The sequence below is a fragment of the Bacteroidales bacterium genome, assembly GCA_035299085.1.
Taxonomy (GTDB): Bacteria; Bacteroidota; Bacteroidia; order Bacteroidales; family UBA10428; genus UBA5072.
Genome location: DATGXG010000041.1, coordinates 132,935 through 147,993, shown reverse-complemented (window position 1 = coordinate 147,993; position 15,059 = coordinate 132,935). Strand labels below are relative to the sequence as shown.

Sequence of the window (15,059 nt, the reverse complement as noted above, 5' to 3'; positions counted from 1 at the left end):
GTGGCCAGTGTCCTGATCAGGAAGTTGATCCACATCGGAAGGATGAACAACGTTACGAGAAGGCTTGTCCAGCGCGAATTCATCCTGCTGAGCAGGAAGGCTGCCGGATAACCAATGAGAAGGCACAGTATGGTGGTGATCATGGCAATGCCAATAGAATACACCAGGATATTGACTGCCTCCCTGTGCATCGTGAATTTTTTAAAATTATCTAGTGTGAATCCGCCCGAGTCATCCGTGAAGGCATAGAATACAATCAGCGCTAAAGGCACCAGCACAAAGAAAAGGAGAAACAGCGCATAGGGAATGGACCAGTTTCTTCTTCGTCCGAGAAAGGACTGTACTTTTCTTCGCATGGCCGGTTATGCTTCTATATTTATGCATCCGGGAGCAATGCTGACACCCACATGGTCGCCATCGTCCCAGATATCATTGGTATCAAGATATATATGTTCGTTTTCAGGTGTGAGAACGGTAAGATGGTAGTGATTCCCTTTGTACAGGATAAAACTCACCGATCCGCTGATCATGCCGTCTTCCTCATTGTCATGCAATACGATATCACGGAAATCAATTTTCACCTTCACTTCCGTTCCGCTTTCCAGTCCCCGTGTATCGCTGCATTCAAAAACATTTTCAAGGAATCGCACATGATTTTTATCTACAACTTCCCCTGCAAAAGTGTTGCACAGCCTTTCCTTTTTCATGACCTGGATGTCGAACGGCTTGATCCTCATTCCCACCGTATCTCCGGCATCAAAACAGTTATAATCCTGCACCATGAATTCGTATCCTTCAGGCGTGGTAACCATCATTTCGTAATGCACCCCTTTGAATATGCTCGATGTTACCTGTCCGGTAAACTGGGCCCCTTCAAGTTTGTCGAAGATATAGATGTCTTCAGGCCGGATAACCGCATCCACTTCTTCATTTGCTGCAAACCCCTTGTCTACACAATCAAACTGCCTTCCGGCAAATTCAACGAGACAATCGTGGATCATGATCCCGTTCAGAATATTGCTTTCTCCAATAAAATCGGCAACAAACGAATTCTGTGGTTCATTGTAAATCTGGGTTGGCGTACCGATTTGCTGTATGACTCCGTCCCTCATCACAACGATGGTATCACTCAGTGTGAGTGCTTCTTCCTGGTCGTGCGTCACATACACAAAGGTTATGCCCAGCTTTTTGTGCATGGCCTTGATTTCCATCTGCATGTCTTTCCGCATTTTCAGATCCAGTGCGGCAAGCGGCTCATCCAGAAGTAACACTTCCGGTTCATTCACAATGGCCCTTGCAATGGCAACCCGCTGTTGCTGTCCGCCTGAAAGGGTATCCACGTCTCTTTCTTCATAGTCAGTCATGGTGACTATTTTCAGTACATGATCCACCTTTTTACGGATTTCGGCTTCAGGAAGCTTTTTCAATTTCAGCCCGAAAGCGATGTTGTTATACACATTCAGGTGCGGGAAGAGTGCATAACGCTGAAACACTGTATTCACGGGCCTTAGATAGGGCGGGGTAAAGGTCATATCCTCACCGGCGATTGTGATCCTGCCTTCGGTGGCTTTAAGAAAACCTCCAATAAGCCTCATCAGTGTGGTCTTTCCGCATCCGGAAGGCCCGAGAATTGTAATGAATTCTCCTTTTCTGATGTTAAGATTGATATCGTCTAGAACTTTTTTGTCTCCGAAAGCATGGGTAAGATGCTCAACCGTTATAATGCTGTTATTCGTTCTTTCCTCCATTTACAGGCCAAATGAGCTAAGTGATCACACAGTGGGTTTCACGCAATTAAGAAGTACAAATAAATCAAAAATATCAATTCATATGCATTTTTTGCATCCTTTTTAGATACCTGTTTTGAAGGAAAGTTTTAAACAGAACCGGATCATCCCTTTTTGCTGATCTCTTCGAGGGCTGCAGTATTGGTGATTATGATATCTTTTTCATTCAAAACTATTAACCCGTCTTTCTCAAACGTTTTCAGCAGTTTCACCGCACTCTCGGTTGATATGCCCGAAAATTCAGCAACATCTTTTCGTGAAAGCATCTGGAATATCGCCGGATTTTCCTGTTTAATGTTTTCCAGATAAAGCAGTGTATCCGCAAGCCTACCGTTCATCTGTTTATAATTCAGATTTTGCACGATCCCAAACAAATCGGCATTTTGTTCGCAATACCGTTTAATGATTGTAAAGGCAAACGGGCCGTTCTGACGGGAGATTGTTGCTATGGCTTCTTTTTCAATTAAATATACCTGGCATTCCATTAATGCAACAGAGGAATAATTGAAGGTGTTCTTGCCAAAAACAGCTGAAAGTCCAATGAATTCACCCGGTTTGATAATCCGGAGATTATAATTGACAGTACCATTGCTTTCAAGATACTGTTTTGCATATCCTTTAATGATGAACAACACATATGAAGCAAAAGCTCCCTGCTTTGTCAGATTATCACCTTTACGGAAAACCACCTGTGTTTTGCTTCCTCTCACCAGTTCCACTTCAACGGGACTGAGCATCTGAAAGCACGGGGCTTGTATGTCGCAAATGAAATCCTGATCGGTTTCCAAAATAGTCTTCATGAAATATGGATATAAAACCCTAAAGTTAATTGAAATCAATAAAAAAGTTGTCGGTTTTCAATTTTGAACTTAAGGCCTGACAGGGTCTGGTTTTAAAAAGGGATGTTCAATCAGGTTAACTTTGTATCAGAAATCAAACAGATAGTTAACGATTTTATGTTGTACACAAACTTAACTCATATCGAAACGGATGCTGAATATCAAAAAGCCATCCATGAATATGAAAACGCAGTAATTGTTTGCGGAAGCATGAACCAGGCGTGTATACCGGTTTACCGGATAGCTGAAGAGCTTGAAAGCGAGTTTCCGCATGTAAAATTTTTTGATATTGAATTTATTAATCCTGAATCACATGCGATACGGAATCTAACCCGGGATAAAGAAATAAATACTCTTCCTTTCCTTGTTTTTTATAAGAACGGAAAGGTACTTAACGCCACATCCGAAGTGCAAACGCCCGAAATGGTAAAAGCCCTGCTGGAAGTTGAGTATCCTGTTACGATTCATACCATAGCATTATAACCATAAAACAATGAATACTTTTCTCATTATAACAGGTGCCGTTGCTGCGGTTTTCTTTTTCCTTGTATTAAGGGCGAAGGCAAAGATGAAAAACATCCCTCTTGCCGCTGATCATGAGAAGATCATAACCTTAACCGATAAGAATTTTCAGCACCAGACGAAGAACAAGATAGTGCTAGTGGATTTCTGGGCTGCGTGGTGCGGCCCGTGCAGGATAATGGCACCGGTACTTAACGAAATGGCAGGGGAACTAAAAGGAAATTCTTACATCGGTAAGGTGAATGTCGAAGAATTTCAGTCCCTGGCCACCCGATTCAAAATCCGGGGTATCCCCACAATGGTCCTCTTTAAAAATGGTGTTGAAGTGAACCGGTTTGTCGGGGTGAAAACGAAGGACTTTCTGATGAAGCAGGTTTTAGCTTGTTAGGCTATTAGGCTATTAGACTATCAGTCAGTTAGTTCTAACATCTAAGCATCTAAACATCCAAACATTAGAACATCCAAACTTCTGAACAAAAAACAAAAAACATCAAACGTCAAAGCTCAAACAGAATTCTCAAACATAAAACAATTAATATCATGAAAAAGAATGTAGGCAGTATCGACAAAGTGGTGCGGATTATTTTGGCCGCTGTGCTTGTAGGTTTACTTTTTGCAAAAGTTGTAACCGGAACACTGGCAATTGTTGCTGTAATAGTCGGAGCGATCCTGCTGTTAACAAGCGCCGTCAGCTTTTGCCCGCTTTATTCAGTGCTTGGACTGACTTCCAGGAAAAAGGAAACGTTGAGCAAATCGTAAGCTCATGAAAGAAAGCATCAAACTTTTCTTCAAATCATGGAAATTCTGGAGGCCTTTTCTGGCTATCGTTGCCGGAAGCCTCCTGGGATTCCTTTATTATTATTATGTCGGCTGCAAATCCGGAACCTGTGCCATTACAAGCAATCCATACATGAGCATGTTGTGGGGCGGATTAATGGGTTTCTTTCTGATAAACAGTCCCTGCAGCCGGGGGCAATGTTGATACCCCGCTATTAAGCGTAGTTGTAAACTACGATGCTTAGCGGAAGTACTTTAAATAAAAATTTAAAAATGAAAAGGCATATTCTTATCGTTTCTTTTGCTGTTATAGCAATGGCCGGATGTCATGCCGGTGATCCGTCAAAGGCGCAATCGGGAACAACTGTCCAAAAGACTGCTGCCGCTGAACCTGAAATAACCATAATCCATCTCAGTAAGGAGGATTTCAAACAAAAGGTATTCAATTACGAAACCGGCAAGGAATGGATTTATAGCGGCAGTAAACCGGCTATCATCGATTTCTATGCTGACTGGTGCGCTCCCTGTCGTCAGCTTTCACCGGTAATTGAGGAGCTGGCAAAAGAGTATAAAGGCCAGATCATTGTTTATAAAGTGGATACGGAAAAGGAAAGAGAGCTGGCACAAAACCTGGGAGTTCAGGCTCTCCCGACAGTATTGCTTGTTCCTATGACCGGTCATCCGCAGGTTATCATGGGATTTATGCCCAAGAGCGATTTGGTGAAGGCAATTCAGGATGTGCTGTTGTAATATAAACCTGACAGCGTCGGAGACCTATCAGCGTTTATATTACAGAATGAATTTAAAATACTAATTGAAGTAATTTAACGCTGACAGATCCTGCGGATGCTGTCAGGTGTAAATTACTGGGGATTATTCCACATCGAAAATCTTGTTTCGATCCCATTCAAGCCAGTACCGGATTGCATTCCGGCGAATCAGTTTCCAGTAGCCGTCATCCATAAGGCCATATTTTACAATGCCTTCCTGAATATCAGCATTTACCCTGTCGAGGTACTCTTTTTTAAGTGTAAGCCTGATTGACCGTTTATTGTATGTGAATACAGCTGAAGGCCGGAATATTGTATCACTGCTAAGTTTAATAAGGCCCATACCCAGGGTGGCCCCGGTGCTTACCTGTATGCCGTCGTTCAGGCAGCTGTATGGAGGTCTGCTACCGGCATCCGACATAACATGAAGCATATCCGGTCCGACGCCGAATAATTCCCTTGCTTTAATTCCCATTTTAGCTCCTACAATTGAAAATACACCCAAATGACCATGAAATTCATCAGTCATCACGCTGGCCTTCCATTCTTCCATACCGTAAAGCCGGATCACGCTATCCATAATTTCCCGCACATCATAGCTGAATAATTCAGGCTGGGTTGGAAAACTGCTGAAAACAATTTGTTTTTGAATGCTATACCGCCCTTTCATCATATCAGTAATTGCTTCTTTAATTGCAGTAACATTATAACCTGTGTTGTACCTGATTTTAACCTTTCCGGGAAACGTATTCATGTCGAAAAGCTCGGGATTGATCAGATACAATGCGGCCAGATCATCCCACAGGTAAAAATGATCCTCATTCAATCTTTTATTGACGTCAGGTTGTCTGAAAACAGCATTAAAGGTATTAGACAGGTTAGAGTTTTGTCCGTTGCAGGAAGCAAACAGAGTATTGTCAAAAATGGCATCCTTTTTTTCGAGTGCTGAAATCACATCGATTCGTATTCCGGAATTGAACACTTCCCGTGCAGATGCGGTGTCGCATTGATAATTAAAACCGATTCCGGGTTTTGCGGATTCATTATACCAGATAACTTTTTCGATTTTATGCAAAACAGCCGCATTATTACGGATAATTGCAGCGATATCTGTTAATGGTCCCAGGCTCAGAATGACAATTCTTTCGGGTGTATCTTTTATGAGTTGTTCGATGTAATCAGATTGATATACAAGAGATTTTCCTGTTTCCGATGTTCCCCATTTTACCTGCCTGTTAAATTCACGCCAGGGGGGATTGACTCCGGTTAATTTTTTGCCGATAATAACGGGAATTGTCTTTTGGTAATAAGTATCTACCAGTGCGCTCAATTTGGAGGTACCCTCTTCAGGATCCAGCGTGCCGTCAGAAGCTATAAACGCCAGAACCGTTACTTCCGGTATAGACAGGATCATATTGATAGCCCTGTAATCATCAATTGCACAATCGGTATCAATTATCAGCCTGTGGTTGTAATTGGCAGGAATAGGCTGTGAAACAGAGGGAAAAACGCCTGTTACTGCTATCCCAATGGTTATACCTGTTCTGAGCAGGTTAATGAATAAGTGTTTCATAAACGAATATAGCCATTCAACCATAAAAAATGTGAATGATGTAACTTTTTAATTGAATAATATAACAACAATCTGCTGCTATCCCTCTAAATTGTAGCAGAATACGAAAAGGTACATTCCCGCAACAACAACTATTATCTCAATCTGTTAGTGTACTAGATCAATTACCTGTCTGATTTTTCCTTAATACAAAATTATCTATGAAGGCTGGACCTTCAAAAATTAAAAAATCTTTGCATCGGTTGAAGACTCATCTTTGGGAAAATGATCTTTCTCAGAAGTATGCCAATGAGGAACCTCCGCTGCATTCGGAATTATTCAGCACTGAGCAGATGGAACAATACGGCAAAACCCTGGCAGGTTTGCACGTACTTGACCCGGAAATAAATCACGAGCAAAATTTACTTTCCAGGCTTGAAGAAAATGAAGCGGTACTTATTGAGGTACATGAACTGGTTTCAGATGCCGTTAAGGGGAAGCGACAAATAACTCCTGCAGGAGAATGGTTGCTTGACAATTTTTATTTAATTGAAGAACAGATACGTACCGGCAGAAGGCATCTTCCCAAAGGATATAGCAAAGAATTGCCCCGGTTGCTTAACGGGCCTTCAGCCGGCCTTCCGCGTGTTTATGATATAGCGAAAGAGATTATTTCACATGGAGAAGGTCACATAGATTATGAGAGTTTAAAACGTTTTGTCACAGCTTATCAAAATGTCACGGTTTTAAAACTGGGTGAATTATGGGCTATTCCCATCATGCTGAGGTTAGCCCTGATTGAAAACCTTCGGCGTGTTGCAGCCCGGGTAGCCGCCGGACGAATCGACAGGGATCTGGCTGATTCGTGGGCTGACCGCATGATTGAAATTGCCGAGAAGGATCCGAAAAGCCTCATCCTGGTTATTGCTGATATGGCCAGATCGGATCCCCCAATGTCAAATCCTTTCGTTTCAGAGTTTGTACGCCGGCTGCAGGGACAAAGTCCGGCCCTGGCATTCCCGCTGACATGGATCGAACAACGGTTGTCGGAGCTGAATCAGACGACCATTCAGCTGATTCAGTATGGAAATCAGCAACAGGCCGCCGATCAGGTTTCTATGAGTAACAGCATCAGCAGTCTCCGGTTCCTGAGTGCTCTGGACTGGCGCGTTTTTGTTGAATCAATGAGTCATGTGGAACATGTACTACATGATGATCCTGCAGGCGCCTATTCTTCGATGGATTTCAATACACGTGACCAATACCGGCATGTTATTGAAAATACAGCAAAAAAGAGTGCGTTTTCCGAACTTGAAGTAGCCCATAAAATTATTGAACTTTCCCGAAACGGTTCGGACCTTTATGGACCTGACGATCGGGCAGCTCATGTTGGATATTATCTGGTTGGCAAGGGACTGCCACATCTTGAAAAACTGATCAGGGTAAAGCACAACCTGGCTTCCTTTTTGAAAAAATTAATCTTCCGGATTCCCTTACTTTTCTACCTTGGTATTATCGGTATTCTGACGTTTGTTATAACATGGAGCCTGTTAGAAAAGGCCGGTAATGAAGGGGTTGGAAGCTGGCATATCTGGATACTTGGTCTGCTTTTGATCCTGTGCTCCAGTTATCTGGCAATTGCCCTTGTGAACTGGCTCACCACACTAATAATCAAACCTTATCCACTGCCCAGACTCGATTACTCAAAGGGGATTCCGCCTGAATCGCGGACACTTGTAGTTGTGCCTTCCATGTTGCTGAATTCACAGAATATTGACAATCTTGCAGAAGATCTGGAAGTTAGATTTCTGGCAAACCGTGATAAAAACCTGCATTTTGGGTTACTTACTGATTTTAAAGATTCGGATGAGGAAATATCTGCTGATGATGAGCTGCTTATTCAGCAGGTCAGTAATAAAATTATATCGCTCAATGAAAAATATCCCGGCGAAAACAAGGATACTTTCTATCTCTTTCATCGCCCAAGATTATGGAATTCAACGGATAAAAAATGGATGGGTTATGAGCGCAAAAGAGGCAAATTGTCTGATCTGAATTCATTGTTACGGGGTGGTGAAAACAAATTTTCACTGATCATAGGGGATATTGAAGTTTTGCCCAAAATAAAATATGTTATCACTCTTGACACGGATACTCAATTGCCACGTGATTCAGCGCGACAGTTTATAGGGGCGATGTCACATCCGCTGAACCAGCCTAAATATGATCCTAAAAAGCAACGGGTAACAGAGGGGTACACTATTCTTCAACCCAGGGTTGCCGTGAGTCTGCCCGGCACTAACCGATCGAAATATGCCAGGCTGTTTGGCAGCGAACCCGGGATAGATCCATATACGCGTACAATTTCCGATGTTTACCAGGATCTGTTTGGTGAAGGTTCTTTTATAGGGAAAGGCATATATGATATTGATGCATTTGAACAAACTCTTAAGGACCGGTTTCCGGAGAACCGTATTTTAAGCCATGATCTTCTGGAAGGGTGTTATGCCCGTTCTGGACTATTAAGCGACGTTCTTTTGTTTGAAGAATATCCTGCCAGCTACAGGACGGATGTAGCCAGAAGATCAAGGTGGATAAGGGGTGACTGGCAACTTTTACCGTGGCTGCTCCCATTTTTGCCGAAAGTGAACGGTGAATCAAGGAAAAATCCTTTGTCGCTCTTATCGGTATGGAAAATTCTTGACAATCTCAGAAGAAGCCTGGTTCCTTTAGCCCTTATCGGGTTGCTTTTATTCGGCTGGACTATTTTGCCCGATGCATGGTTCTGGACGCTGATTGTGATCGGAATTATTGTGACCCCCCCGGTGATCATATCGGTTGTTAACCTGTTCAATAAACCGGAAGATATTATTCTTCAGCAACATTTGAAAGCCGCCGGATTGGAAATAGCCAGGCAACTTTACCAATCTGCATTTATACTGATAAGTCTTCCCTATGAGGCCTTTTATAGTTTGGATGCCTTACTTCGGACGTGCTGGAGACTGATTATTTCAAAAAGAAGGCTGCTGGAGTGGAATTCCTCATCCAGGGAAAATAAGACTTACGGTCTGCCGGAGACTTTCCGCACGATGTGGATATCTCCCTTTGTTTCTTTATTATCCGGAGTATATCTTCTGATTCTGTTTCCCCTGACATTTGCTTTGGTTTGGCCGATAATCGGATTATGGTTTGTATTTCCGCTTTTTGCCTGGTGGATCAGTAAGCCCCTTGCACCTATTACAGCAAAGCTTACGCCAAAACAATACCGGTTTCTAAGGGAATTGTCGCGTAAAACATGGTCATTTTTTGAAACCTTTGTCGGTGCCGACGATAACTGGTTGCCACCGGATAACTTTCAGGAACACCCTTTACCTGTAATTGCTCACCGTACATCCCCTACCAATATGGGACTGTCTCTCCTGGCCAATCTGTCTGCCTATGATTTCGGTTACATTCTGTCGGGTGAATTACTTGAACGTACAACTGCGGCTTTTACCACAATGAAGGCCCTGGAACGATACCAGGGACATTTTTACAACTGGTATGAAACCAAAACGCTGACACCTCTTAGGCCACTCTATATTTCATCGGTTGACAGCGGTAACCTTGCCGGTCACCTTATGGTTCTGCAGCAGGGATTGCTTACTCTCCCGGATCAGCCCATTATCGGACCACGTCTGTTTGAAGGAATCAGTGATACCTTACAGGTATTTATCAGCCAGGCAGGAAAATCAATTCCCGCACAAATTCTAAAATTTCAGAAACTGCTGGAGTCATTGAAAGCAAATCCACCCGTCACAACGGATACCTTACGGATGAGTCTTGAGAATCTGATAACGCTTTCTACGGGAATTGTTAACTCAATTACCTCCGATACAGATGAGCAATATGAGTTGTGGGCAAATAAGCTGGATGCGCACTGTAAAAATGCACTGGATGATATCATCTACCTTATCGCGGATGCCGGTCTTCCGGATATGCCTCTGCCCACCTTGCGTGAAATTGAGAATAGCAGTATACATGCAAAGACCCGCATCGGGCTGATACAGGAACTTGCAAGGCAATCACGGGAATTCGCCAATATGGAATATGGTTTTCTTTACGACAATTCTCGGCATTTACAATCCGTTGGATATAATGTTGAAGACCGGAGGAGCGATACAAGTTATTATGATCTTTTGGCCTCTGAGGCCCGATTATCGAGCTTTGTAGCTATTGCGCAGGATCAGGTGCCCCAGGAGAGCTGGTTTGCTCTTGGTCGTTTGCTGACCACCATTGATGGTGAACCTGTTCTTCTTTCCTGGAGCGGATCGATGTTCGAATATCTCATGCCTCTGATAGTTATGCCGTGTTACGAAAACAGTCTGCTTGATCAGACCTGCAAAGCTGCTGTATACAGGCAGATAGAATATGGAAAAAGCAAAGGCATACCGTGGGGCATTTCTGAATCGGGGTATAATAACGTGGATGTCTTGTTGAATTATCAATACAGGGCATTCGGAGTTCCGGGATTAGGACTTAAAAGAGGCCTCAGTGAAGATCTGGTCATTGCACCATATGCCACGGCGCTTGCCTTAATGGTGATGCCCGAGGAAGCCTGCGAGAATCTCGAACGTCTCGAAAATGAAGGATTCATGGGTAAATATGGATTCTATGAGGCTATTGACTACACGGCACCCCGTGTACCCAGAGGTCAGACAATGGCTGTTGTCAAGTCATTTATGGCGCATCATGAGGGCATGAGCTTCCTGTCTCTGGCTTATATATTATTGAAAAGGCCAATGCAAAAGCGGTTTGAAGCTGATCCTTATTTTCAGGCCACATTATTGCTGCTTCAGGAGCGAATTCCAAGGGCCACATCTGTATTTACGCATACTTCGGGTGCCGCTATTGTTCATGCACTGAATAATAAAGAGGAAATGCCTTTCCGGGTATTTAATACTCCGGATACCACTTTCCCTGAAGTCAACCTTTTATCGAACGGCGGACGTTACAGGGTTATGATCACAAATGCTGGCGGTGGTTACAGTCACTGGAAAGATCTGGCGCTAACCCGGTGGCGCGAAGACGGCACCCTCGATAACACGGGTTCATTCACCTATTTACGTGATGCTGAAACCGGAGATTTCTGGTCAACTACATATCAACCTACCTTACAACGACCGGATAAATATGAAGCTATTTTTTCAGAAGGCAGAGCTGAGTTCCGACGACGCGATTATGATATAGACACCCATACCGAGATCGTGGTTTCACCTGAAGATGATATCGAATTACGAAGGGTTAAATTGACAAACCGGACAAGATCGAAAAGGATAATCGATATTACCAGTTATGCTGAAGTGGTGCTGGCCAGTCAGGCATCGGATATGGCACACCCGGCATTCAGCAACCTGTTTGTCCAGACGGAAATCATCTATGAGCGACAGGCTATTTTGTGTACAAGAAGGCCCAGGTCAGCGACGGAAGTCTCACCATGGATGTTCCACCTGATGGCAGTTCACGGAGCGGAGATCAGAAACATTTCATATGAAACCGATCGTATGAAGTTTATCGGTCGAGGCAACACGCTAACCAATCCCGGGGCAATGACAAGTCTTCAGCCCCTTTCCGGAAGTTTCGGATCGGTGCTTGATCCGGTTGCAGCTATTCAATATCAAATAGTACTTGAACCGGAAGGTTCAGCTACAATCGATATGGTTACGGGAATCCATGCGTCGCGTGAGGGTGCCCTGAATCTGGTAGAAAAATACCAGGACAAGCAATTCTCCAATCGCGTATTTGAACTGGCCTGGACACATAGCCAGGTAGTTTTACGACAGATAAATGCTACAGAATCGGATGCACAATTGTACGCCCGGCTTGCAAGTTCAATAATTTATTCAAACCCGTCACTTCGGGCTGAATCGGGAATCCTTAAAAAGAATCATCGTGGACAATCTGGCCTGTGGGGGTATTCCATTTCCGGTGATTTACCCATCGTACTTCTTACAATTGAAGATCCGGCCAATATTAATATAGTACGGCAGATGGTCCAGGCGCATGCCTACTGGCGATTAAAAGGCCTTGCAGTTGACCTGGTGATCTGGAACGAAGATCGGGCCGGTTACCGTCAACTGCTGCAGGACCAGATTATCGGATTGATTTCGGCCGGAATAGAAGCCAACGTCATAGACAGGCCCGGGGGAATATTTGTACGTTCAGGGGAACAGATATCAAGCGAGGACAGAATATTATTTCAGACTGTTGCCCGTGTCATCCTCAGCGATACAAGGGGAATCCTGGCTGATCAGATTAACCGCAGGGGTTATGGAGAGCTCACTATTTCGAATTTTAAACCGACCCATACCTACAGGCCAAATCCGAGATCAGATGTTGTACTTCCGCGCCAGGATCTGGCTTTTTACAATGGACTCGGAGGGTTTACCCCCGACGGCAGGGAATATGTGATTACCATATCAAAAGACAGGCTGACGCCTGCACCCTGGGTTAATGTGCTCGCAAATCCTTCATTTGGATCGGTGATTTCCGAAAATGGACTTGCCTATACCTGGGCCGAAAATTCTCATGAATACCGGCTTACACCCTGGAATAATGATCCTGTAACTGATTCTGCAGGTGAGGCAATTTTTATCAGGGATGAAGAATCAGGTCATTTCTGGTCTCCGACGCCGCTTACCGAAAGTGAATCAAAACTCTATGTAATCCGGCATGGATTCGGTTATAGCGTTTTCGAACATAATGAAGGAGGCATTAAAAGTGAACTCTGGGTTTATATTGCCACAGAAGCACAGTTGAAATTTTCGGTATTAAAACTGAGAAATGAAACAGGAAGGACTGTAAAGCTGGCTGTAATTGGTTATGTAGAATGGGTATTGGGTGATTTGCGAAATAAATCGGCAATGCATGTGCATACCAGTGTTGATTTGAACAGCAATGTGATATTTGCTGTAAACCCATTTAACCGTGAATTTCCTGAACGGGTTGCCTTTCTTCAGACCGATGAGCAATTAAGCTCTCTGACATGCGATCGCACTGAATTTTTAGGACGAAACGGATCCCTTAAGAACCCTGCTGCCTTACTGCGTTCACGCCTTTCAGGTAAAAAGGGTGTAGCCATTGATCCCTGCGCGGCTCTTCAGGTTACTTTTGAAATAGCAGCCGGACAGGAACATGAAACCGTTTTTAAACTGGGTACAGGCCGCAATATGGATGAGGCTGTGAATCTCCTGCGCCGTTTTCGTGGTTCAGGTTCTGCACGGGGCGAACTTGAAGCAGTCTGGAGATATTGGAACGATACGATCAGTGCAGTACAGATTGACACTCCGGATCAAGCCATGAATATACTGGCCAATGGTTGGCTTCTGTATCAAACTTTAGCCTGCCGGCTGTGGGCCCGAAGCGGTTACTACCAATCAGGCGGAGCTTTTGGCTTTCGTGATCAATTACAGGATGCTATGGCCCTTGTACACACCCGGCCTTATCTCCTGCGTGAACTTCTTTTGCTTTTTGCCAGCCGGCAGTTTCTCGAAGGCGACGTACAGCACTGGTGGCATCCTCCTATAGGACGCGGTGTCCGTACACATTGCTCTGATGATTATCTCTGGCTTCCGTTAGCAGTAACCCGGTATATTACCAGTACCGGTGACACAGGAGTTCTCGATGAATCCATACATTTTCTTGAAGGACGACCGGTAAATCCCGAGGATGATTCCTATTATGATCTTCCAAACCGGGCGGATGAAAAGGGAACATTATATGAGCACTGTAAGCGTTCGGTACTTCATGCTCTCAGATATGGCGAACACGGACTGCCGTTAATAGGTACCTGTGACTGGAATGATGGAATGAATATGGTCGGGAACCTGGGAAGGGGAGAAAGCGTCTGGCTCGGCTTTTTCCTGTTTGATGTACTGACACGGTTTGTTGAAATTGCTTCGAAAAAAAACGATCCCGAATTTGTGGACCTATGCAAGGATGCTGCCGGCAAACTTCAGCAAAATATTGAAAAAAATGCATGGGACGGGGAATGGTACCGTCGTGCTTACTTTGACAATGGAACACCGCTTGGATCTGCAGAAAATGATGAGTGCCGGATCGATTCGATCTCACAAAGCTGGGCCGTACTTTCGGGCGCAGGGGATACCAGCCGCAGATTCAGAGCAATGGAATCGGCGTTTGAAAAACTTGTCAGACGGGACAAATCGCTGGTTCAATTATTAGATCCGCCATTTGATAAATCAGAAATGAATCCCGGCTATATCAAGGGATATGTCCCGGGTGTCAGGGAAAATGGTGGCCAGTACACACATGCAGCTATATGGCTTGCTATGGCATTTTCCAAATTAGGTGACTCTGAGAAGGCCTGGGAAATTGCAAAAATGATTAATCCAATTCATCATGCCGAGATTTTAAATGAAGTTGCCCGATATAAAGTGGAACCCTATGTGATGGCTGCCGATGTTTATGCTATGGAGCCCCACACCGGAAGAGGCGGATGGACATGGTATACCGGATCAGCCGGTTGGATGTACAGGCTGATCCTTGAATCATTGCTTGGGTTAAGGCTGGAGACCGACAGGCTGTATATTGAACCCTGCATCCCAGCTGACTGGAAGTTGTTTAAAGTTCAGTACAAATTCAGGGAAACGATGTACCGTATTGTGGTAACGCAGATTCATCAGGGCAATTCACGAATCAGTATAACCATTGACGGTGTCATGACTAATGAACCATTTATATTGCTGGCTGATGATCGCAGGGAACATGCGGTAGAAGTAACTTATAGCCATGACAGGTAAATCGATCCTGT

Annotated in this window: 10 protein-coding genes; 6 read left to right on the top strand and 4 right to left on the bottom strand. The window is 44.1% G+C overall.

The window, feature by feature from the left end:
* From VK179_13740 to VK179_13730, 3 genes are all read right to left on the bottom strand, one after another.
* Positions 1-356 (bottom strand): hypothetical protein (locus VK179_13740; GenBank protein ID HLO59805.1); only part of this gene is annotated, 356 nt, incomplete at its 3' end.
* Between the two features lie 6 nt (positions 357-362).
* Positions 363-1,748, bottom strand: coding sequence for an ABC transporter ATP-binding protein (locus VK179_13735; GenBank protein HLO59804.1), 1,386 nt, complete (start codon positions 1,746-1,748; stop codon positions 363-365).
* A 143-nt stretch (positions 1,749-1,891) separates the two neighbouring features.
* On the bottom strand, positions 1,892-2,587 hold the full coding sequence (locus VK179_13730) for a Crp/Fnr family transcriptional regulator (GenBank protein ID HLO59803.1): 696 nt from the start codon (positions 2,585-2,587) through the stop codon (positions 1,892-1,894).
* Between the two features lie 102 nt (positions 2,588-2,689).
* On the opposite strand from VK179_13730, the gene VK179_13725 reads away from it, so the two are divergent.
* The 5 genes from VK179_13725 to trxA (VK179_13705) all read left to right on the top strand — a co-directional run bounded on the left by VK179_13725 (position 2,690) and on the right by trxA (VK179_13705) (position 4,675).
* Positions 2,690-3,109, top strand: coding sequence for a thioredoxin family protein (locus VK179_13725; GenBank protein ID HLO59802.1), 420 nt, complete (start codon positions 2,690-2,692; stop codon positions 3,107-3,109).
* A gap of 10 nt (positions 3,110-3,119) precedes the next feature.
* A complete protein-coding gene (gene trxA / locus VK179_13720) occupies positions 3,120-3,536 on the top strand; it encodes a thioredoxin (GenBank protein HLO59801.1) in 417 nt (138 codons plus the stop codon).
* Between the two features lie 152 nt (positions 3,537-3,688).
* Entirely contained in the window at positions 3,689-3,907 is a 219-nt protein-coding gene (locus tag VK179_13715; GenBank protein HLO59800.1) for a DUF2892 domain-containing protein, read from the top strand.
* A 4-nt stretch (positions 3,908-3,911) separates the two neighbouring features.
* A complete protein-coding gene (locus tag VK179_13710; GenBank protein ID HLO59799.1) occupies positions 3,912-4,130 on the top strand; it encodes a DUF6132 family protein in 219 nt (72 codons plus the stop codon).
* A gap of 68 nt (positions 4,131-4,198) precedes the next feature.
* On the top strand, positions 4,199-4,675 hold the full coding sequence (trxA, locus tag VK179_13705; protein ID HLO59798.1) for a thioredoxin: 477 nt from the start codon (positions 4,199-4,201) through the stop codon (positions 4,673-4,675).
* A 123-nt stretch (positions 4,676-4,798) separates the two neighbouring features.
* Here the strand turns inward: trxA (VK179_13705) and VK179_13700 are convergent, their stop codons facing one another.
* Complete coding sequence (locus VK179_13700; protein HLO59797.1) at positions 4,799-6,268, bottom strand: nucleoside hydrolase; 1,470 nt, start codon at positions 6,266-6,268, stop codon at positions 4,799-4,801.
* 242 nt (positions 6,269-6,510) lie between these two features.
* On the opposite strand from VK179_13700, the gene VK179_13695 reads away from it, so the two are divergent.
* A complete protein-coding gene (locus VK179_13695) occupies positions 6,511-15,048 on the top strand; it encodes a glucoamylase family protein (GenBank protein ID HLO59796.1) in 8,538 nt (2,845 codons plus the stop codon).
* Positions 15,049-15,059 lie beyond the last annotated feature (11 nt).

Coding starts and splice junctions, on each gene's coding strand:
- VK179_13715 (HLO59800.1), top strand. CDS start 3,689: ATGAAAAAGAATGTAGGCAGTATCGACAAAGTGGTGCGGATTATTTTG.
- VK179_13725 (HLO59802.1), top strand. CDS start 2,690: ATGTTCAATCAGGTTAACTTTGTATCAGAAATCAAACAGATAGTTAAC.
- VK179_13730 (HLO59803.1), bottom strand. CDS start 2,587: ATGAAGACTATTTTGGAAACCGATCAGGATTTCATTTGCGACATACAA.
- trxA (HLO59801.1), top strand. CDS start 3,120: ATGAATACTTTTCTCATTATAACAGGTGCCGTTGCTGCGGTTTTCTTT.
- VK179_13735 (HLO59804.1), bottom strand. CDS start 1,748: ATGGAGGAAAGAACGAATAACAGCATTATAACGGTTGAGCATCTTACC.
- trxA (HLO59798.1), top strand. CDS start 4,199: ATGAAAAGGCATATTCTTATCGTTTCTTTTGCTGTTATAGCAATGGCC.
- VK179_13710 (HLO59799.1), top strand. CDS start 3,912: ATGAAAGAAAGCATCAAACTTTTCTTCAAATCATGGAAATTCTGGAGG.
- VK179_13700 (HLO59797.1), bottom strand. CDS start 6,268: ATGAAACACTTATTCATTAACCTGCTCAGAACAGGTATAACCATTGGG.